Origin of the sequence: Gemmata palustris, from assembly GCF_017939745.1 — a bacterium.
Taxonomy (GTDB): Bacteria; Planctomycetota; Planctomycetia; order Gemmatales; family Gemmataceae; genus Gemmata; species Gemmata palustris.
In genome coordinates, this window is the sequence record NZ_JAGKQQ010000001.1 from 219419 (window position 1) to 238992 (window position 19574).

Here is a 19574-nt window from a genome sequence, read left to right on the forward strand (position 1 = left end):
AAACCTGATGTGTGAAGGGGCCGACCTCTCACCGGCCGCGGCCGGGCGATCACTCCGGGACCACGATCGGCTTGAGCTCGCGCCGGCGGTAGTCGGTGGCGAACTCGGTCACCTCGAGGTACTGGTTGGGCGCGAGGTCGCGAAACGTCTGGGTGGTGCCGCTGGTCGGCCAGTCGATCTCCAGTACCGCGATCCGGTCGGTCTTGCCCAGACCGAAGTGCTGCTCCAACGGGTTGGCCCCGAAGCTGCTGCCGGTCGACACCCAGCGGTAAACGGTCTTCGCGTTCGGGCCGGCGGTTACCACCTTGATCCTGGCCCCGATCGCCGAGCGGTTCGTCTTCTGGCCGATCAGCTTTACGTTGAGCCAGTTGTTGTCGTTTCCCGGGTTCCGGAACAGCACGTTGTGGTACCGGTCCCCGTTCACCGCGCCGCCCATCTCGATCACGATGTCGATCGCGCCGCACCGGCGCCAGTCCCCGCACGCGACCGCGTGACCCTTTTGGAGGTGCCCGGTGCCCGACGAGCCGGTGATCTCGGCGAACCGCCGGCCCCCCAGGTTGCGGAACATCCGGTTCGGGACCAGCATGGAGAACTGGGGGTTGCCGGTGCCGAGGTAGAAGTCCAGGTACCCGTCGTTGTCGAAGTCGCCGAAGTTACTCCCCATCGTGGCGAGCACCGGGTCCAACCCTGCGTCCTTCGTGACGTCGCGGAACGTCTTTCCGTCCAAGTTCCGGTACAACCGGTTCGTGCCGTCGGTGTTCGGTTCACCCATCATCCCCTGCACGACGGTCGCGACCGTGTTCTTGTAACAGGTGGCGAAGATGTCGGGCCGGCCGTCGTTGTCGAAGTCGAACGCCCAGCACGAGAAGCCCCCCACCGGCCCGGCGATCCCCGCCGCCGTGGTCACGTCGGTGAACGTCCCGTTCCCGTTGTTGTGGAAGAGCCGGGCCGCCCCCGTGAGGTCGTTGAGGAACAGATCCGGGAACCGGTCGCCGTCGAAGTCGGCCCACGCCGCCCCCTTCCAGGTGCCCCCCGGCAGGGCCAACCCCGCCGCGGCCGCGACCTCTTCAAAGGTACCGTTCCCGCGGTTGTGGTAGAGCCGGTTGGCCTGCCGCTCGCCGCAGACGAACAGGTCGAGCCAGCCGTCGTTGTCGTAATCGACCCACTGGGCGGTGATCGCGTTGACCGGGGCGAGCAGTCCCGCCTCCGCGGTCACGTCGGTGAACGTACCGTTGCCGTTGTTGCGCAGCAGCGTCGGCCGCATCGGGGGCAAGACCCACGCGCCACGGGGGATGAAAATGTCGAGGTGGCCGTCGTTGTTGTAATCGGCCTGGACGCAATAAAGGCCGCCGAGTTGACCGGTCAACCCCGCGCGCTCCGTCCGGTCCTCGAACGTGCCGTTACCCCTATTCCGGTAGAACACCATCGGCACGGTCGGGTCCATGCTGGTGAACACAATGTCCAGAAGGCCGTCGTTGTCGAAGTCGTCCAGGATCGTTCCGCCGGCCTGGTTGAGTCGGTTGATCCCGACCCGGTCGCCGATGTCGCGGAACTTCCCGATCCCGTGTTCGGCGGACTCGTAGCGGTCGAGCGCGATCCGGAATTGAGGGGCGACGCCGGCCGGGTACTCGCCCAGGGTCATGTGGGCGATGTTGAGCAGCCAGCGGATCTCCAGGTCGTCGGGGAACCGGTTGAGGTACTCGGTGAAGTGCTTGATCGCCAACCGCGAACCGACCGGTTTGGTGTGGACCGCGCCCGGGGCGAGTGGGAGGATGCACGAGCTCTCTCCCCGACAGAGGACACAGTTGTCGGTCTCGCCGCGCCGCAGCGCGGTGACTCCCTGAAAGGCGACGACGGTGTACAGCCACTCCGCGGCCAGTTCCGGGTTACTCTCGGTCAGCGCCCGGCACTCCTCCAGCATCCCATACGCCTTGTCCGGCTCCCCCTCGTAGTTCAGAAGACTCGCTTTCAGCGACAGGATCTGGATGCGGTTCTCCGCCGAACTGGTGCCGAACATCTCGTCCAACTGCGCACTCAGGCGGCGCCCGACCCCGCGCCAGGAGGTCGCGATCTGCTCCAGGGAAGCATCGGCCGCCCAGCGCGGCATCTGGTTGGTCACGGTACTGAACCCGGAGGTGTCGACCCACCGGCGGGGTTTGTAACTCACTTCGACCGGAGCACTCGGCGCGGGTGGGGCGGTGACGCGCTCGGGGGCGTCTGATCGGGGGTGCCACGCGACCACCGCCGCGACGCCCAGCGGTGTCAGAAGCATGAGAGCGCCGACATAACGGTGGGCGCCGGGCGCGCGTTGAGTTGTCATTGAGAGGCACCTTTTGCGGATATTCGGGGGAAGGGATCGGGCGCGGCGTGGGCGGAATTTCACGCCGGCGCGAGCCCCGCAAGGTTGTCGAAGGGAAATCGAGAGCGCCTCTGAGTCCTCCCGGATCGGTACCCGTGAGGATTCGAGGACGAGTCAGGGCAGATACGAACTCAGACCACGAGGGGGGTGAAAGATCGAAGTGGCCAGACGGCCCGGGCGCGGGGAGATGAGATCGCGAAGGAGCGACGATGATCGGTCAGCCGGCTCATCGGAGTCGAGGGCCGGCGCCACTTCCTTGCCGTGTGGTCCAGCCGAGTCCGGGGCAAACGGCGGGTGTTGGCGGTCCGGAGCGCGCGAGCAGTCGGAACCCGAGCACGGCGCAGTCGGTAACATGGGGAGCCCTGCCGCGTCGAGCAGGGAGACGGTTGCGGGGGCTCCCGGGGTTATCAAATCGTTGCTGTAGAGGGTGACGATGTGATTTCCGCACCCGGCCATTGCCGGATCGGGTGTCGCGCACGCGACCCCTGCTGCGATGAGCAGGACGACACGCCAGTCTCGGAATGGTGGGGTGCGGGGAAAGGCCATTTGAAACACAGACTAACGAGCGAAGCGATATGACGCAATTCAGAAATTTCGCTGCTCACTTCTTATTGACACTCGCGAGACTTTATTGCCGAAGTGCTTCTGGTTGGTACAACGTCGCGGTCTCGGGGCGGGGCCGATTATGACCTATCTTGTTGTTTGCTCCGTCGCGCTGTTCGCGTCCGGGTTGACGTTTTTCTCCGGGTTCGGGTTGGGCACACTGCTCCTGCCCGCGTTCGCGCTGTTCTTCCCCATTGAGCACGCGGTGGCGCTGACCGCGGTGGTCCACTTCCTCAACGGGCTGTTCAAACTCGCGCTGGTCGGGCGGCACGCGGACCGGCGCGCTGTGCTCCGGTTCGGGGTGCCCGCCATCGTCGCGTCGCTCGCGGGAGCATGGCTGCTCCTTCAACTCACTGACCTCCAACCGCTCGTGCGGTACGCGCTGTTCGGCCACGACGTGCGGGTGACGCCGGTGAAGCTCGCAGTGGGCGTGCTGCTCGCCGCGTTCGCGCTCATCGAACTGCTACCGGTCACGCGCGACGTCACCTTCAGCGCCCGGTACCTGCCGATCGGTGGGGCGTTGAGTGGCTTCTTTGGCGGCCTTTCGGGGATGCAGGGCGCGCTCCGCTCGGCCTTCTTGTTGAAGGCGGGGCTGTCGAAAGAGGCGTTCGTCGCCACCGGTGCCGTGGTCGCGTGCCTCATCGATTTCTCGCGCCTCGGGGTGTACGTTCCGGCGCTCCTCGCGACCGGGGCCAATCTGGATTACTTGCTACTCGGCGCTGCTGTGGTGTCCGCGTTCGTCGGGGCGTACTTCGGCAATCGTTATTTGCAGAAGATCACCATGCGCGGGGTTCAGGCGATCGTCGCGCTACTGCTCTTGGTGGTCGCGCTGGGATTGGTAAGCGGAGTGTTGTAGAGTGGGACGGGCGGACCGGTGTTCCAACGGGTTTCATTCGGCGGGCGGGAATCGTGCAATGTCGGACCCGGACGAGCCACTGAGTTTCGAGGCGCACCGGCGGAGGCGGGACGAGAACCCGAGCCTCGTGCCGTGCGCGCGGTGCGGCACGACGATCCTCGCGACCGCGACCCGGTGCCCGGAATGTGGCGTTCACTTTCAGGGCGCAGCGCAGGAGTTCACGCACGATTCCGAGCGCGATGCACCGACGCGACGCGCTCCAGTGTGGGTGCTTGTGCTCGCGGTGCTGGTGCTACTCGCGATGCTTATTGGTGTTTTGGGGCTCGGGTGATCGGTGACCAACGCAACACGGCCGGGGGCGCTCCCCGGCCGTGTTTGCTTTTCGGTTACTGGCGCTCCCGGCGCGCCGGCGTCACTGGTTGAACAGGAAACCCTTCGAGTTCAACAGCGCCCAGATAATGTTCGCGTAAGCGAGCTTCTTATTCTGCCCGGCGCGCGCGATGTGATCCAGTGCGATGGTGAGCTTCTCTTTGCCTGGCTTCGCGCCGGTCGCGAGCAAGAACAGTTCTTCGATCTTCTCGGCGTCGGGCCGGGGGTCTTTGGCCAAGCGGTCCGCGCGCCCGCCGGCGCGCCCGATCTTGTCCTCCACCTCCTGGCTGTTTAGCAGGTGCAGGGTCATCGCGAGGCTGGCCTCGTTCACGCGCTCGCACTCGCACGCGCTGATGCGCTGGGGGCGCCCGGTCACGTCCAGGAAGTACGACTGGAACGACTCGTCCGGGAGCATGATCGCGCGGTTCGGGGCGAACTTGTCCGCGGGCAGGCCCGGGAACGCGGTCGGGCTCTCGGTCAGCTTCGCCACCGCGTCGAACAGCACCTCGGCTTGCATGCGCTTCGGGTAGTACCGCGCGAACGACTGCTTGTCGCCGCGGTTGTACTCGTTGGGCTCGGCCGCGAGTTGGTACGTCCGGCTCTTGCAGATCGTCCGCACCAGGGCCTTGAGCGAGAACTTGTTGTCGACCAGGTTCTGCGCGAGCGCATCAAGCAGTTCGGGATTCGAGGGCGGGTTGGTCACGCGCATGTCGTCGAGCGGGTCGACGATGCCGCGCCCGAAGAAGTGCGCCCAGTAACGGTTCGCCACCGTCTTCGCGAAGAACGGGTTCTTCGGGGAGGTCATCCAGTCGGCGAACTTCTGCCGGGGGTCTTCGTCCGCGGACGCGGTCATCGGGTCGCCGTCGAGGGTCTTCAGCGGCGCGGTCTGCCCGGTGCGCTTGTTCTGCACGTTCCCGGCGGTCCGCACGAAGAGCACCTGCTTCTGGTTCTGCTGGTTCTGGTTCGACACGCCCGGGGTCTGGACCGTCTTGAACCCGACGCGCCCGAAGAACGCGGCGACGCCCCAGTAATCGTCCTGCGACCACTTCTCGTAGGGGTGGTGGTGGCACTGGGCGCACGCCATGCGCTGGCCCATGAACACTTGGCTCACGTCGTCCACGAAGCTCTCGGGCGTGCGCACTTCCTTGTACCACACGGTGGCCGGGGACTTGCTCTCGTCGCCGATCGCGCAGAGGATGTCGCGCACGAAATCGTCGTAGGGCTTGTCGGCCGCGACCGCTTCGCGAATCCACGTGTGGAACGCGAACGTGCCGAACGCGCGGTTCGGCTGGCCGCGCCGCTTCACGCGGAGGATGTCGGCCCACTTGTTCGCGAAGAAGTAAGCGTACTCCGGCGAGTCGAGGAGCTTGTCCACGAGCGCGTCGCGCTTGTTCGGGCTCTTGTTCGCCAGGAACTCGGTCACGTCCTTCGGGTCGGGCAGGGTGCCGGTGATGTCCAAATACGCGCGCCGGACGAACACCTCGCCGCTGCACAGGTCGGAGGGGGCGATGTTCAGTTCGCGCCACTTCTTGGCGGTGAACTGGTCCACAACGGTCTGCTCCTTGAACCCGAACTGGGCCGCGGCACCGGCCCGCGGGACCGTTGCGCGGAACACGGTGACGTTCCCGTTGAACCGGGCCATGACCGCGGCCTGACCGGTAATGTTGAGTGCGTTCACCAAACCCGTTTCGGTGACCGTGGCGATGTCGGTGTCGTTGCTCTCGTACTGTGCCCGGCGCGTCACGTCCTCCACGGTGCCGTCGGAGTAGTGCGCGAACACCGCGAGCTGCTGGCGGTTCTGGCGATCGACGACGCGGGCCTCGGGGTACACGCTGATCTTCGTCACGGTCGGGTCGGACGGGCTCCCGAACGGCAGCCCGGACGCGATCCACCGGCGCACGATCTTGTACTCTTCGCCGTCCGGGTCCATCTTCTTGCCGCCGCCGTGCGGGACGGCCCCGCTCGCCTTCGTGAGCACCAAGCTCTGGTCCGGGGCGGCCGGGAACACGCGGCGCCCGCGCCCCTCTTTCAGGAGGTTCTCGTAATCGAAGGCCGGGTCGAACCCGAGGAGCGAGAGCCGGAACCCGTTCTGCCCGGCGATCTTCCCGTGGCACCCGCCCGCGCTGCAACTCAGTTTGGTGAAGATCGGGACGACGTGGTTCGTGAAGTTGATCGGTAACGGCGCCTCCATCTTCTCGGCGACGAGCGGCACCTTGACGGTCTTGCCCTCAACGGTCGCGGTGATTTCCGTGGTGCCGTTGGCGAGCGGGAACACGCGCCCGGTCTTCTCGACCCGCGCCACCTTCGCGTCGGCCACGGTGTAGGTCGCGGCCGCGGTGAGATCGACCGCGCGCCCGTCGGCCCGGGTACCGGTGACGACGAGTTGGGGCGCATCATCCGCCCCCTTCAGTTTGAAGGCCGGGGGGTAGGCGGTGATCGCGGTCACGGGCGATTCGGCCGTGCGCCCGACGGAAACGAAGACGACGAGGGCGAGAAGTGCGAGGACCAAGCGGGTCATGGAGGAACCCTTTGTGGCGGGTAAACGCACCGTCACGGGCCGAGGTGTGGCGCGCCGGTGCGTTGGTGGGTACGGACTCCGGCGGTTCGGGCCGGTTGCGGTTACGGAATCTTCGTGAGCGTCGTTACGCCCTGTTCGTCGGTGAGGGCCATCTGGTCGCCGGTGATCTTGACCTTTACCCGGGCGCGGTCCTTCTGACCGAATAACCCACCCCCGGCTTGCATGTCCTTGGGCATGTCGCTGATCTCGACGCCGTCGCCGGACGAGAGTTTGTATTTGGCGTCCCACGTGATCTTCTGATTGGGCGCACTCGCCTTCAGGAGCTGGAGGAGTTCCGGCTTGTCGGTACCCAATCCGAACGCGAGACCGCCGTCGGCTTTGAACTCCAGGTAAATGTACATGCCGGCTTCGGACATTTTGGTCATGTCGGCTTTGGTACTGGCGGTCGTCTTCTCGGGGAAGCCGGTGATTTTCCATTTCCCTTCGATTTTGCCTTTGTTGTTCGAGCCGCACCCGGTCGCGAGCAGAACGAAGCCGGCGAGGAGCACGAGGGCGAGTTTGCGCGAGGCGAGAACCATGTGGGCGTACCTTTCTTGCAACATCTCTTGCAATATTACAGTTCGACCCCTCGCTGAGTGCGAACGGGCCGGTGCGGTACATCATTTGTACCGCACCGGCCGCGTGTCAACCAGCACGGATGGCTCAGCCCATCAGTTCTTTCACGGGGTCACGCGCGTCAAGGACGTACATCGGGCGCCCGGCGCCGTTCGGGAACGTGATACTCGGGTCAATCCCGATCGCGCGGTAAACGGTGCTCAACACGTGGGGAACAGTAAGAGGAAGGTCTTTGGGGCGCTCGCCCTTCGCGGTGCTGGCCCCCACCACCTGGCCCATCTTCAGCCCGCCCCCCGCGACCAGTGCGCTCATGACCGGTGCCCAGTGGTCGCGCCCCGCGTTCGAGTTGACCTTCGGGGTGCGGCCGAACTCGCCCCACATCACGGTCACCACGTCGTCCTGCATCCCGCGGTCGTGGAGGTCCTGGATCAGGTTCGCGATCCCGCGGTCCACGAGCGGCAGTTGGCGCTTCAGCGCCTGGAAGTTCTGGCCGTGCGTGTCCCAGCTCCCGATCGAGAGCGTCACGCACCCGATGCCCGCTTCGATGAGCCGGCGCGCGGTGAGGAACTGCTCGATGCCCTTGTACCGCTCGGCGACCTTCGGGGCCTCTTTGCGGAGGTCCAGTGCGTCGCGGACCACGCCCGCGGTCACCATCTCCATCGCCTTCTCGGTGTAGGCGTCCATCCCGGCCATCGTGCCGGACCCATCAATCTCGCGCCGGGTGTCGTCGAACTTGTCGAGCAGGTTCTTGCGGTCCTCGAGTCGGCCGGCGGTGACGCCATTGGCGAGCTTGAGGTTCGCGTTACCCTGACCGCCCGGGGTGAACGGTCGGTGCGCGATGCCGAGGTAGCCCGGTTCGCTCCCGCGGCTCATCCCGCGGAGGCTGACGAACGGCGGGACCGCGCCGGCGCTGCCGCTGCGGAGTTTGGAGACGACCGAGCCGAAGGACGGGTGGTTGGCGGTGCTGTTCACGCGGTCCGGGTACCCGGTCATCACGAGTGAGTCGCTGTGCTCGTCCACCGACACGACGGAGCGCACGCAGGCGAGCTTGTCCCACATCTGCGCTTGCAGCGGGAAGTGCTCGCAGATCTCGACGCCGGTGACGTTGGTCCGGATCGGGTTGAACTCGCCGCGGAACTCGGCCGGCGCGTCGGGCTTGAGGTCGTACATGTCCATGTGCGACGGGCCGCCCGGCAGGTAGATCATGATCGCGGACTTCTGCCCCTTGCTCCCCTGCTTCTTCGTGGCCGTGTTCGCGGCGCTGGCGGTTTTGAGGCGCAGCATGTCGGCCAGCGTGAGGCCCGCCCCGAACGCGCCGATCTGGAGGAAGTCGCGCCGGGTCGCGCCGTCGCAAAATTTGTGGGCAGAGCCGAGGAAACGCAACATGAAAGAATCCTCGCGAACACGTAGAAGGGAAGTGCGAGACGCGACTCCGGGTGATTCGTGTGCGGGTTTTGGGTTGTGCCGGATCGCGGGTGCAGAGGAGGGAGAGTGCGCACACCGCACGCTTACTCGATGTTCACATTTAAAAGGGCCGGAGTCAACGGAATTATCGAGGTGAAAAGGCCGTGGTAGTGGCCAGTGAACGTTGCACAGAACGCACAGGGCTTCCGCCCTGTGCTAAACACGCCGGCCGCTCCGCGGCGGAAGATGGTTCCTGTCTTCGCCTCGGAGTGACGGTCCTTCACCGAAAAGATGCACCGGGCGGATGCCCTGTGCGCTCTTTCTCATGTCACTTCTCTTCCAACTCCGATTGCAGCTTGAGCCACGTCTGTTCGGCCGTGTCGAGTTCGGTCGCGATGTCCGCGAGCTCGTCGCACAGGCGCTGGAGCTCGTCCGCCTCGGCCGGTTCGTTGAGCTGCGTTTCCAGGGCGCGCCGCTTCTCGTCGAGGGTCGCGATGGTGCCCTCCAGTGCTTTCATCTCTTTGCGGACCTGCGTCTCGTCGCGCGTGACCCGTGGGGCCACCTTGGGGGCCTTCGTGACCTCGTCCGGGAGCTTCACCTTGCCGGCCGCCAACTCGCGCTCGCCGGCCTCGATCTCCTTGTTCACGCGGTACAGGTAGTCGTCGTACTTGCCGTTGTAGAGCAGCACGCGGCCGTCCCGGACCTCGATCACGCTCGTCGCGATGCGCCGCGTGAAGTGCCGGTCGTGGCTCGTGAAGACGACCGTCCCCTCGTACTCCAGGAGCGCGTCCATGAGCGCCTCGACCGTGTCCACGTCGAGGTGGTTGCCCGGCTCGTCGAGAACGAGGACGTTGTAATCGCTCAGCAGGAGCCCCGCGAGGCACACGCGGGCGCGCTCGCCCCCGGACAGCACCGAGATCGGCTTGTCGACGTGCGACCCGCGGAACAGCATCGCGCCGGCCACTTCCAGGATCTCCTGGATCTTCCGCCCCTTGCCCTTCTGCTGCAGGTACTCGAGCACCGTATCGCGCTCGGGTAGGGTGGTGTACACGTGCTGCGCGTAGACGCCGAGCTTGCACCCGTGGCCCCAGCGCACGTCGCCGGTCACCGGCTTCAGCGAGTCCACGAGCGTGCGCAGGAACGTCGTCTTGCCCTGGCCGTTGTCGCCGACGATCGCGACGCGCGTGCCGTGGTCGATTTCGAGCTGCACGTCCGACGCGATTTGCCGGTCGGGGTAGCCGATGGCGAGGTCGCGGCACCGCACCGCGACACCCTTGCGCGGCTCGATCCGTGGCGCGCGGATGTGGGGCGCAGGCTCGTCGCCCAGCACCTCCACCGTTTCCAATTTCTCCAGCGCCTTCGCCTTCGACTGCGCGAGGCCCGCGGTCGCGGCGCGGGCCTTGTTGCGCGCGATGAAGTCCTCAAGGTGCCGGCGCTTCGCGAGGATCGCCTCGTTCGAGCGCTCGGCGCGCTCGCGGTTCTCGCGCTGGAACTCCAGGAAGGCGTCCACCTTGCCCGGGAACGACGTGAGTTTGCCGCGCGACAGCCCGATCGTGTGGTCGCACGTCGCGCCGAGGAACGCCCGGTCGTGCGACACGATCAGGCACGCCGCCCGGAAGTCCCGGAGGAAGTGCTCGAGCAGGATCTGCGTCCGCAGGTCGAGAAAGTTCGTGGGTTCGTCGAGCATCAAGAGGTTCGGCTCGTGCAGCAGCAGCGCGGCGAGCTTGAGGCGCGTCTGCCACCCGCCGGAGAGCTTGGCGACCGGACCGTTGAGGTACGCGCCCTTGATCTCGAACTGGCCCGCGATCTCGCCGCACTTCCAGTCGGGCTGCTCGCTGTCGCGCATCAGGTACTCGAGCGCCGTCTCACCCGGCAGGAACGGGTCGTGCTGTCGCAGGTACCCCAGGCGCAGGTTGTTCGAGCGCACCACTTCGCCGCTGTCGAGTTCCTCCTCGCCCAGCAGGACGCGGAGCAAGGTGCTCTTCCCGGCCCCGTTGCGGCCGACGAACCCGACCTTCGTGTTGTCACTGATGGTGGCGTCGGCGCCGTCGAGCAGCACTTGGTCGCCGTAACTCTTGTGCGCGTCCGTGATCTGGAACAGGATCGCCATCGGGTCTCGGTCCCTCGTGTCGGTGGTGTTTCGGGGCACAGGCGCGAACGTCCGTGCCGGTCTCAATCTTGGTGGCGCGGGCGCGGACCGCCCGTGCTCCAGTGCCAATCGGGTTCAGCGCTCGATGCGCGGAGAGGGCAGCGAGAACAAACCGGCGGTCCCGTGCGGGGCGGGGGGCGCCGCGGGGCGCACGTCGTTCGGGAGCGGCGCGCGGTACGGGATCACGTACCGGACGACGAACAGGAAGAACACGATGCTCGCCGCGGTGTCGCACAGGTGGAGCACCTCGTGGTACTGGAACACGCCCGGTACGATGATCGGCCACTGGGTGAGTTCGCAGATCGCGCCGAGGCTGTACAGCCCGCCACCGACCCACACCCAGTTCATCGCGCGCCACCCGATCGCGCGGTAATAGAGCGGCAGGGGGAGGAGCCCGATCCACCCCAGAGCCAGATAAATGCCCACGATCGCCCAGTGCGGGGCCTTCGGCAGCAGCCACATGCACGACACGCCCGCGACCGCGAGCACCCAGACCATGCGCAGGAACCACGCGCGCCACGCCCCGACAAGGAGCACCGACAGGATCGGCGTGTATGTCCCCGCGATCAGCAGGTAAACGGCCGACTGGTCGATCTTCTGGAACAGCCGGCGCTGGTCCGGGGTGTCGTAGTGCAGCCCGTGGAACGTACCACTGGCGAGGAACAACATCACCATCGACAGCCCGTAGACGACGACCGGGAGCAGGCGCCCGGGCCGGTTCGCGGTGAGCCGGTACATCACGAGCGTCGCGAAGACGGCCCAGACCGCGGTGAGCAGGTGCGATGAGGAACTAATCGGGTCGCGCAGGAACATCACGGCGCTTGGGTCTCCGGAGGCGAGTTGATTAATCTTATCGATAACCGTTGTTACCGGACACGAGGTTGTGGGGTAGGTGCGGTGTGGGCCGCCTTCACAATTGAGGCCGACAGCTATTTCGGGCGAACGGCCGGTGTGAGCCGGCCGGTGCGGGCTCCCGGGCTGCCAGCGCTGGCGCTCCGAACTTTGTTGTCGCCCGCACCGGCCGGCTCACACCGGCCGTTCGCCTGGAGCGTCCGTGCGGACGCTACTCCCGTCGCAGCGCCGGGATCACCGGAACGCGCAGAATGCCCGCCGTGGCTACAGACGCCACCAAGAACCCGACGGCCAACACTAACCCCAACATCCCCGCGAGCCGCACCCACGGGATCGCCGCTCCGCTCGCGACGTGCGGCGCCACCGACGCGAGCGCGGTCAGCACGCCGCTCCCGAGCCCGATGAGCAGAAGCAAAGCGTGTTCCACGATCACCAGGAACTGGAGTGCCCGCGTGCGGTACCCGACGGCACGGAGGAGGGCCAGTTCGCCCAACCGTTCCCACACGCCGCGCAGCACCACCACCGCGAGGCCGAGTACCCCGAGCAGCAGCCCGAAGCCGCCGAGGAGCTGGAACGTAGAGAGGTACGCGCCGATGACCGCCTGGAACGATGCGACCCGATCGCGTGCCGGAGTTGCAGTGAAGCCATTCGTGCGGAAGCCGACTTCGAGGATGCGGGAGATGGGAACTTCTTTCCCGGGTAGTGTGCGAATCAGGAACGCGCGGTAGCCACTTTGTTGAGGGAAAGCCCGTGCGAACTCCGATTCACCCGTAATCACTTCGCTCTGGAAGGGGCTGTCCACCAGCGTGCCGACGATGCGGAACGTCACGTCCGCGCCGTCGCCGGGCATTGTGAACTCGTCGCCCACGGCCTTCTTCAGCATCCACTGTGCGGTGTTGTTCTCGCAAAACACCGGCACCGCGTTGTTGGGTGCGGGCTTCGTGAGGAGCAGCCAGGGATTCGCTTTCTCCTCGTTCGTTTTCGCCTCAGTCGCGTAGAACTTGAAACCGCCGCGCGCGACGAGTGCGTCCGACACTCCCAGAACCCGCGGGCGCGCGGCCTGGAACAAATTCATGCAGCTCGCGTCGTCGCCGCCCCGCAATCGGAGTGGGAACACTTCTTCTAACCCGGCATCGAGTTCCGCTTTTGCCGTGATGTATGCGGGCGTTTCTTCCAGTACGTCCGCGTCCCTGCCCGGGAGAGCGTAGGCTTTTTTGAGTTGCTTCTCCAAATCCGCGCGGCCGAGGCCGGTGTCGAACGACTGGAACAGCGGCACATCGGCTTCGGCGACGAGGTTGAAGCCACCACTTCCGCCGGTCTTTTCCAAGAACTCGCGGTCCGGCTGCCGGCGGAAGCTCTCCACCGCAACCAGCAGGAACGCTGCGGACGCAAGTAACGCGGCCGTGAGCAAACTGCGGGCCGGGTTGCGGGCCGCGTTTCGCGCGCCGAGTTGCGCGAGTGCGGGCCACCCGCGCCCGTTCACGACGCCGTGCCGCGTTCGGCGCATCCACACCCACGCCCCCGCGAGCGCCGCGGTGAGGAGCAGCCCGCCGCCGCCGAAGAACGTCATTGCCCGGAAGTCCGGGTTACTCACTTTACCGCCCACGGCAATAAGGCCGATGCCGACGATCAGCGAGCCGATCGCGATCAGCTTCGCCACGCGCGGCGGGCCGTCACTTCCCGCACGCGCCACCGCCGTTTCACCACGAAGCAGCGCGGGCGGAGTGACTTTGACCAGCCCGCGGAGGCCCCACCAGAGCGCGGCGAACGCCATCACGACAGTGGTACCGAACCCGAGCAGGAAACTGAGCGTGGAGGTGTGCGGGCGGAAGTACGCCTTCACGCCTTCGTCCGGCCAGAGGTCGAGCAGCACCGCGAGCAGCAGTCGGTTGTACGCGACCCCCGCAGCCAGCCCGAGGACCGCCCCGACCGCAGCTACCGCTAGCCCTTCTGCCAGGAGCAGGCGCCGCACTTGCTTCACGGCGAAGCCTGTGGCGAGGAGCAGCCCGACTTCCTTCGCGCGCCGATCGAGCGCGAGCCGGAACAGCAATCCCACGAGCATCAGCGCCGCGGCAATGAGAAACAGGCTGAAACCGAGGAACAGCCCGCCGAAGTCGGTGCCTCCCTTACTGGCCGTGAGGAGGCGCGAGCGAATCGGGTCGAAGACGAGGCCGTTCGCTTTGGGGTCGAGGTGCTTCAGGAGCGCTGCGTGCATTCGCTCGTTGAGCTTTTCCAGTGACTCGTCTTTGGCCGGGGCAACGCGGACGGACGTATCCGAACCGAACCGGCTGCCGAACAGCTTTCGGCCGGTAGCGAGGTTGACGTAGGCCATCGGCGTGGCCTTGTTCGTGTTGAAGAACGTGCCGCGCGGGTGCGGGGTCGGTTTCTCCGGCACGCGGGCGCGGATCTTGTCGCCGGGCAGCACCGGCGGGCGGTCCCAGTTGAAGAGGTTCGCGCGCGCGTCCGTTACACCGCGAATTTCGGGCGTGAGGTCTTTGTCGCGTGCGGCACCTGTGAGCGGGAGGTACTCAGGCCCACGGAACGTGAGTTCCGCTTCCTTGAGCCGCCCCTCGCCTTCGACTTCGGGGTCGAAGTACGTCATTCGCAGTTTCGCGCCGGAGGACAGGCCCTTCAACTCGGAGCCGGGCCAATCGAGGAGGATCACCTCGTTATCGGCGAGCGCGGTCACGCCTCTCGGAAGGAACGGGCCGAGCGGCGCGGCCGCGCTCGGGTTCAGACCCGCGACGATGGGGTAGGGGATCTCCTTCTTCTCGTGCGCGAGTGTGTCCGCCACGTACACGACGGTCGGCTCGGCCCGGAGCCCGAGATCGGTTGCCGCGGCTTCGATGGCCTTCGTCGTTGCGGGCGTGAGAATCAGTTCCGCGGATTCGACGCTGAGGTACCCGCCGCGCCCGGCGCGTTTGTCGAAATCGATCTCGCGGAACTTGAGCCCGAAGTCTTCCGCTCGAAGGCGCTCGCGGAGCGCGGTGTTGAGGTCGTCGTTCGAGGTGCCACTCGCGAGCAATACGGTTGCGGTCGGGACCGCGTCCCCGGTCGCCATCCGGGAAAGCACGCGCATCGGGACGAACACGTTCAGCGGTGCGGCCGGGTTCGGTGTGAGGTTGAAGTCGTTCTCACTCGCATCCGCCGCGAGCACCGCCGCGACCGTGAGTTCTTCGAGCGCGGTCGTGTCGTCGGTCGCACGCTTCCCGAGTGAGGACGAACGCGGAAGGTCCGAGAACCGTTCCACGCTAAGCTTCACCTTCTCGCCGGTCTTCGCGCCGAGCTTTTCCGCGACCCGGTGCGACAGCACAATTTGCTTGCTGGTGCCGGCCCAATCGACACCCGAAATGCTCGCCGGCGCGAACCGGGCGTCCACACCGAGCACGGTCACTTTGCCGAGGTACGGCGCGGTCGCGGGTTCGCCGCTCCCCTGGAGTGAGCCCGGGAGCAGGAGGACCGGCGCGACCTTACCCGGCATCCCGTCGGCAACGCCCGCGCGCACGGGGCGCGGGAAGAACGCGACCGAATCGACGCCCCCGAGTTGCCGCTCGACGCGCTCGCGCAGGCTCCCCCGGAGCGAGTCGCCGACCAATAACGCGCCGGTGAACACGGCCGACCCGACCGCGACGCCGAGCATCACTGCGAGGTTCCCGCGCGCGTGGTACGCGAGGTTCCGCAGCGCGAGTCGAGTGAACGTAAGCATCGTGAGGGTGATCTGGGGTGTGGGTCAGGCGGGTTGGAGAGCGCCGTCGTTCATTTCGTAGCGGCGCGGGAACAGTTTCGCGAGGTCCGCGCTGTGCGTGACCACAACGAGAACGGTTCGTTCCTGCTTGTGCAGCTCGAGGAGCAGTTCGCCGACGGACTGGGAGTTGGTGCGGTCGAGGTTCCCGGTGGGTTCGTCCGCGAGCAGCAGTGTCGGCTTCAACACGAGTGCCCGCGCGACGGCCACGCGCTGGCGCTCGCCCCCGGAGAGTTCCGCCGGGCGGTGATCGAGGCGCCCGCCGAGGCCCACGCGGTCGAGCAGTTGCCGCGCGTAGGCTTCCGTCTCGCTCGCGTTCGTGGCTTTGCTCACGAGCGTCGGGATCAGCACGTTCTCGAGAACGGAGCACTGCGGCAACAGGTGGTGGTCCTGGAACACGAACCCGATGCGCGCGTTGCGGAACTGTGCGAGTTCCGCTTCGGGCAGCGCGAACGGATCAGTTCCGTCGAGCGAGACCTTACCGCCCGTGGGCCGGTCGAGGGTGCCGAGAATGTGGAGTAGCGTGCTCTTCCCGGAACCGGACGGCCCCATGACCGCGACCGCGTCCCCGCGATCTAGTGTGAAACTCACGTTGCGGAGCACCGAGAGCGGGGTTGCACCGCGCGTCGGGTATTCCTTCGAGACGTTTTCGACGACGAGTGACATGACGGTTTCTGTGAGCGCGGCCGCCCGGCCGCATCGATTGGGAGCCGTGCTCCCGGGAATCAGTCCGACACAAGTCCCACGCGCACACGTGTGCCGAGCTTGTATACGTCTTTGACGCCCCGCGTTCACCCGCGAACTACCCGATGAATGCGTCGCGCGCCGCTACGCACGAACCCCACGAGGGTTACCACTGCCGGCGCCGGGGCTTACCGCCGTCCGGCTTCCCGAATCGGCAAAATTCCGCGCGGGTATTCCGGCGAACCGGTCTCTTATACTGGCGGAGGTGGAGGACCGGTATGGCGGGGACGCGGTTGGCCGCACTGGTGCGCAGGCTGCGACGGGACGTAACGCCCGATTTGGGCGCGTGTTCCGACGCCGATCTCCTCGCGCGCTTCGCGGCCACGCGCGACAACGCCGCGTTCGAGTTGCTCGTGTGGCGGCACGGGGCAATGGTCCTGTCCGCGTGTCGGCGCGTGTTGGGGCACCAGCAGGATGCGGAAGATGCGTTCCAGGCCGCGTTCCTGGTGTTAGCTCGAAAAGCGGCCACGGTCCGGAGCGGCGTTACGGTTCCGGCCTGGCTGCACCGAGTTGCCGTGCGGATCGCTCAGCGGGCCGCGGGGAAACGGCGAGCGACGGTCGCCCTTGTCGCCGAACCACCAGCCCGGCCCGCGCCCGACGCGGTCGAACAGAGCGAACTTCGCGGCCTGCTCGATGCCGAAATCGATCGGCTCCGGGAGCCGTACCGTCGGGCGTTCGTGTTGTGCTACCTCGAAGGGCTATCGAACGCGGACGCGGCCCGGGTGCTCGGGTGCCCGGTGGGGACCATCGAATCGCGCCTCAGTGCCGCGCGCCGTGAACTGCGGCACCGCCTGTCGCGTCAGCGGGTTGCGCTGCCCGTGGGCATCCTGGCACTACTTGCGACAAACTCGGTTTTGGGGTCGGACGCGGTCGCGACGGTGACAAGAGCCGGTGTGTTGGCGGCGGACCGCGGACTCAGGGCCGCAATTGGAATCGTCGGCGAACCGGCCGTGAAACTGGCCGAAAGGGGGCTAGCGATGACGAAGACGCGGACATGGGTTGTCGCCGTTCTGGGCGTCGCCCTGGTCGGCTTGGCCGCGGGCGTGGGTTGGGCGAACCGGCCCGCTGGCCCACCCGCCGAACGAGAAATCGTGGCGGCGGCACCAGTGGCGCCGGAACCCGCCGTCGCCCCGCCACCGACCCCGGTCGGTGAACCCGCGGCGAGGGCTGAAGCATGGCCGCTCGCGAAGCAAATCCAAGGGCAAGGCGGGAACCTATTCGGTATCGCACCCGACGGAAAATCGATCTTCCTGCTCTATAATTCCAACCGGATCTACGGGATCTCGCTTGTTGGCAAGGCCGGAACGTCCATCGCTACTTCGGAGAACACGATATTGGCGGCGGCCGTATCGCCGGACGGCAAGTACCTTGCCACAGCCGAAGGCGCAAATGGTGTAAAACTTCGCGACGCGGCCACGGGGCGGGTTATTGAAGCTCTCTGGCCCGAGGGCGAATTGCCCGCTGTGCAGGTCGCGTTCACTTTCGATGGAGCGAAGCTAATTACTTTGTGTACGCGGACGGATAACCCGGTCCGCGTGAAGGGCGAGTTCCCGAAGGGCCCTTCGGGTGAGGCTGCGCTGCTCACCAAAATTACCCGCGTATCGGTGTGGGACGTGGCAACGCGAAAGGAAATCGGTTATCCGGCCCAGACGGATAAGGCCGGGGGCGCGACGCTGCCCGTGTACACATTAGCCGGGCACGGGCGATTCATGCTCAAGACACAGGGGATGTTCGAGACCGATTCGGGAGGTCGGCCGGCGATCAAGTCTCGCCGCTTTACGGTTACTAATGCCGCTAGTGGGGTAGTCGGAAAACCGATCGAGGTGGCCGGGGCCACGCTCGCGCCGATGCGCTCCGAACCACTCTCGCCCGATGGGAAGACGCTCGTCCTTTCGGACTACGCCCAATACGAGCTCCGGTTTCTAGACCCGGAGACGGGCAAGGACCGGTTCCGCGTCCCGGCGTTCCGTCGGCCGATTAAGGCCGTTGCGTTCTCTCCAGACGGGAAACTCGTGGCCGCTGCCACCGGGCTATTGGCGGGCGTGGGCAAGGATGATGTTATTGCGGCCCCCTCCGAAGTGGTCATCTGGGACGCCGTCACTGGCCGCGAACGGGCACGACTGATGGACAAAGAGACTATTCGTGACTACTCCGCCATTGCGTTCAGCCCCGACGGGTCATTCCTCGTTGCACAAGCCGACGGATCTTCAAGAATGATCGCGATTTGGGGGCACCTGCCGGCGCTCGAACCCGAACCTGTTAAGCCCGTTGCAAAAGCGCCAGGAGGTGCTGAGGCGCCGGCCCGGTTCCAGGGGCTGTTCCGCGACTTGGCAGGCGAAGGGGTAACGGACGCTCGGCGGATCGAAGCACTGTTCCTCGCGGCCCTCGGTCGGTTCCCCACGGACGTGGAGGCCCGCACGCTGGTGTCTCAACTCGCGCGACGCGACGATAAAACCGCTGCTCTTCGGGATTTGCTCGGCACGCTCGTCGAAACGACCGAGTTCAAAAAACACGCCGAAGAACTCGGTCGAATGGCGAAATAGCCGCGGCCCACAGCGCTGCGCGAACCGACTTCGGCGTCCGATCCTCCGGTGAGGTAGTGTTTACACTCCTCAACACGGGAGCGTCGTCATGAGCGAGCCGGTTCCGAGCGTGATCGAGTTCTATTCCGTCACCAGTGATTACGGCTGTTTCTCGAACTTCTCGCGGCACTCGATCCACCTGAAGGGGAAGCGCTGGCCCACCACCGAACACTATTTCCAGGCCCAGAAGTTCGCGGGCACGGAGCACGAGGAGGCCGTGCGGATGTGCAAGAAGCCGAGCGAGGCGGCGAACATGGGGCGGTCGCGCAAGCTCCCGCTCCGGCGCGATTGGGAGAGCGCGAAGGACCGGATCATGATGGACGCGCTGCGCGCGAAGTTCACGCAGCACGAAGACCTGAAGGCGATTCTGCTCGGTACCGGGGACGCGAAACTGGTCGAGCACACGGAGAACGACTCGTACTGGGCAGATGGGGGTGACGGGACTGGCAAGAACCGCTTGGGGCAACTCTTGATGCAACTGCGGACCGAGTTGCGCGCGGCCGAGAAGTAAGAATCGCCGCGGCCGCAGCAGACTTGAAGAAGCACAATCCCACCCGCTACTCGGGTGACGCGGCCCGCCGACGGTATTCCGCCGCGGGCAGGCCGTTCACGCCCCAGTTCTCCATGCCCACTTCTTCGATGACCACGAAGGTCAGCCCCGGCGGTTTGTTCAGCACGTTGGCAAGTAGTTCGGTCGCGCCCTGAATGAGTGCGCCTTCTGCTCGGGCGTCGTCCCCTCGCGCGTGATCTGGATCGTCACGATCGGCACGGTCGTCTCCTC

Annotated in this window: 12 protein-coding genes and 1 pseudogene; 4 read left to right on the forward strand and 9 right to left on the reverse strand. The window is 66.1% G+C overall.

Going from position 1 to position 19574, the window contains the following annotated elements; all coding sequences use genetic code 11:
• Positions 1 to 49 precede the first annotated feature (49 nt).
• The gene (locus J8F10_RS00970; RefSeq protein WP_210651790.1) at positions 50 to 2272 is read right to left on the reverse strand and encodes a CRTAC1 family protein; all 2223 of its coding nucleotides are present in this window, start codon (positions 2270 to 2272) and stop codon (positions 50 to 52) included.
• 772 nt (positions 2273 to 3044) lie between these two features.
• Between J8F10_RS00970 and J8F10_RS00975 the strand changes: the two genes are divergently transcribed.
• The gene (locus J8F10_RS00975; protein ID WP_210651792.1) at positions 3045 to 3818 is read left to right on the forward strand and encodes a sulfite exporter TauE/SafE family protein; all 774 of its coding nucleotides are present in this window, start codon (positions 3045 to 3047) and stop codon (positions 3816 to 3818) included.
• 58 nt (positions 3819 to 3876) lie between these two features.
• Positions 3877 to 4149, forward strand: a complete 273-nt coding sequence (locus J8F10_RS00980) for a hypothetical protein (RefSeq protein ID WP_210651793.1) — start codon at positions 3877 to 3879, stop codon at positions 4147 to 4149.
• Positions 4150 to 4230: 81 nt separating this feature from the next.
• Here J8F10_RS00980 and J8F10_RS00985 read toward each other — a convergent pair whose 3' ends face one another.
• From J8F10_RS00985 to J8F10_RS01015, 7 genes are all read right to left on the reverse strand, one after another.
• On the reverse strand, positions 4231 to 6705 hold the full coding sequence (locus J8F10_RS00985) for a DUF1549 domain-containing protein (protein ID WP_210651795.1): 2475 nt from the start codon (positions 6703 to 6705) through the stop codon (positions 4231 to 4233).
• Positions 6706 to 6806: 101 nt separating this feature from the next.
• A complete protein-coding gene (locus J8F10_RS00990; protein ID WP_210651796.1) occupies positions 6807 to 7283 on the reverse strand; it encodes a hypothetical protein in 477 nt (158 codons plus the stop codon).
• 124 nt (positions 7284 to 7407) lie between these two features.
• Positions 7408 to 8706 carry a DUF1501 domain-containing protein gene (locus J8F10_RS00995; RefSeq protein WP_210651799.1) on the reverse strand — a complete coding sequence of 433 codons (1299 nt, stop codon included), beginning with the start codon at positions 8704 to 8706 and terminating at the stop codon, positions 7408 to 7410.
• A 346-nt stretch (positions 8707 to 9052) separates the two neighbouring features.
• Complete coding sequence (locus J8F10_RS01000; protein ID WP_210651801.1) at positions 9053 to 10834, reverse strand: ABC-F family ATP-binding cassette domain-containing protein; 1782 nt, start codon at positions 10832 to 10834, stop codon at positions 9053 to 9055.
• 114 nt (positions 10835 to 10948) lie between these two features.
• Complete coding sequence (gene trhA, locus J8F10_RS01005; RefSeq protein ID WP_246523779.1) at positions 10949 to 11686, reverse strand: PAQR family membrane homeostasis protein TrhA; 738 nt, start codon at positions 11684 to 11686, stop codon at positions 10949 to 10951.
• 250 nt (positions 11687 to 11936) lie between these two features.
• On the reverse strand, positions 11937 to 15431 hold the full coding sequence (locus tag J8F10_RS01010) for an ABC transporter permease (protein ID WP_210651810.1): 3495 nt from the start codon (positions 15429 to 15431) through the stop codon (positions 11937 to 11939).
• A 24-nt stretch (positions 15432 to 15455) separates the two neighbouring features.
• A complete protein-coding gene (locus tag J8F10_RS01015; protein WP_210651812.1) occupies positions 15456 to 16133 on the reverse strand; it encodes an ABC transporter ATP-binding protein in 678 nt (225 codons plus the stop codon).
• A 296-nt stretch (positions 16134 to 16429) separates the two neighbouring features.
• On the opposite strand from J8F10_RS01015, the gene J8F10_RS01020 reads away from it, so the two are divergent.
• Together J8F10_RS01020 and J8F10_RS01025 are read left to right on the forward strand one after the other, a co-directional pair.
• Entirely contained in the window at positions 16430 to 18754 is a 2325-nt protein-coding gene (locus tag J8F10_RS01020) for a sigma-70 family RNA polymerase sigma factor (protein WP_210651814.1), read from the forward strand.
• Between the two features lie 88 nt (positions 18755 to 18842).
• Positions 18843 to 19304, forward strand: a complete 462-nt coding sequence (locus tag J8F10_RS01025; protein ID WP_210651816.1) for an NADAR family protein — start codon at positions 18843 to 18845, stop codon at positions 19302 to 19304.
• 46 nt (positions 19305 to 19350) lie between these two features.
• Here the strand turns inward: J8F10_RS01025 and J8F10_RS01030 are convergent.
• A pseudogene (locus tag J8F10_RS01030) lies at positions 19351 to 19562 on the reverse strand (tautomerase family protein).
• Positions 19563 to 19574: the final 12 nt, after the last annotated feature.

Bases quoted from the DNA above. Each gene is read 5' to 3' on its own strand.
- J8F10_RS01010 (WP_210651810.1), bottom strand. From the start codon at position 15,431: ATGCTTACGTTCACTCGACTCGCGCTGCGGAACCTCGCGTACCACGCG.
- J8F10_RS00980 (WP_210651793.1), top strand. From the start codon at position 3,877: ATGTCGGACCCGGACGAGCCACTGAGTTTCGAGGCGCACCGGCGGAGG.
- trhA (WP_246523779.1), bottom strand. From the start codon at position 11,686: ATGTTCCTGCGCGACCCGATTAGTTCCTCATCGCACCTGCTCACCGCG.
- J8F10_RS00970 (WP_210651790.1), bottom strand. From the start codon at position 2,272: ATGCTTCTGACACCGCTGGGCGTCGCGGCGGTGGTCGCGTGGCACCCC.
- J8F10_RS01020 (WP_210651814.1), top strand. From the start codon at position 16,430: ATGGCGGGGACGCGGTTGGCCGCACTGGTGCGCAGGCTGCGACGGGAC.
- J8F10_RS01000 (WP_210651801.1), bottom strand. From the start codon at position 10,834: ATGGCGATCCTGTTCCAGATCACGGACGCGCACAAGAGTTACGGCGAC.
- J8F10_RS01015 (WP_210651812.1), bottom strand. From the start codon at position 16,133: ATGTCACTCGTCGTCGAAAACGTCTCGAAGGAATACCCGACGCGCGGT.
- J8F10_RS00990 (WP_210651796.1), bottom strand. From the start codon at position 7,283: ATGGTTCTCGCCTCGCGCAAACTCGCCCTCGTGCTCCTCGCCGGCTTC.
- J8F10_RS00975 (WP_210651792.1), top strand. From the start codon at position 3,045: ATGACCTATCTTGTTGTTTGCTCCGTCGCGCTGTTCGCGTCCGGGTTG.
- J8F10_RS00985 (WP_210651795.1), bottom strand. From the start codon at position 6,705: ATGACCCGCTTGGTCCTCGCACTTCTCGCCCTCGTCGTCTTCGTTTCC.
- J8F10_RS00995 (WP_210651799.1), bottom strand. From the start codon at position 8,706: ATGTTGCGTTTCCTCGGCTCTGCCCACAAATTTTGCGACGGCGCGACC.
- J8F10_RS01025 (WP_210651816.1), top strand. From the start codon at position 18,843: ATGAGCGAGCCGGTTCCGAGCGTGATCGAGTTCTATTCCGTCACCAGT.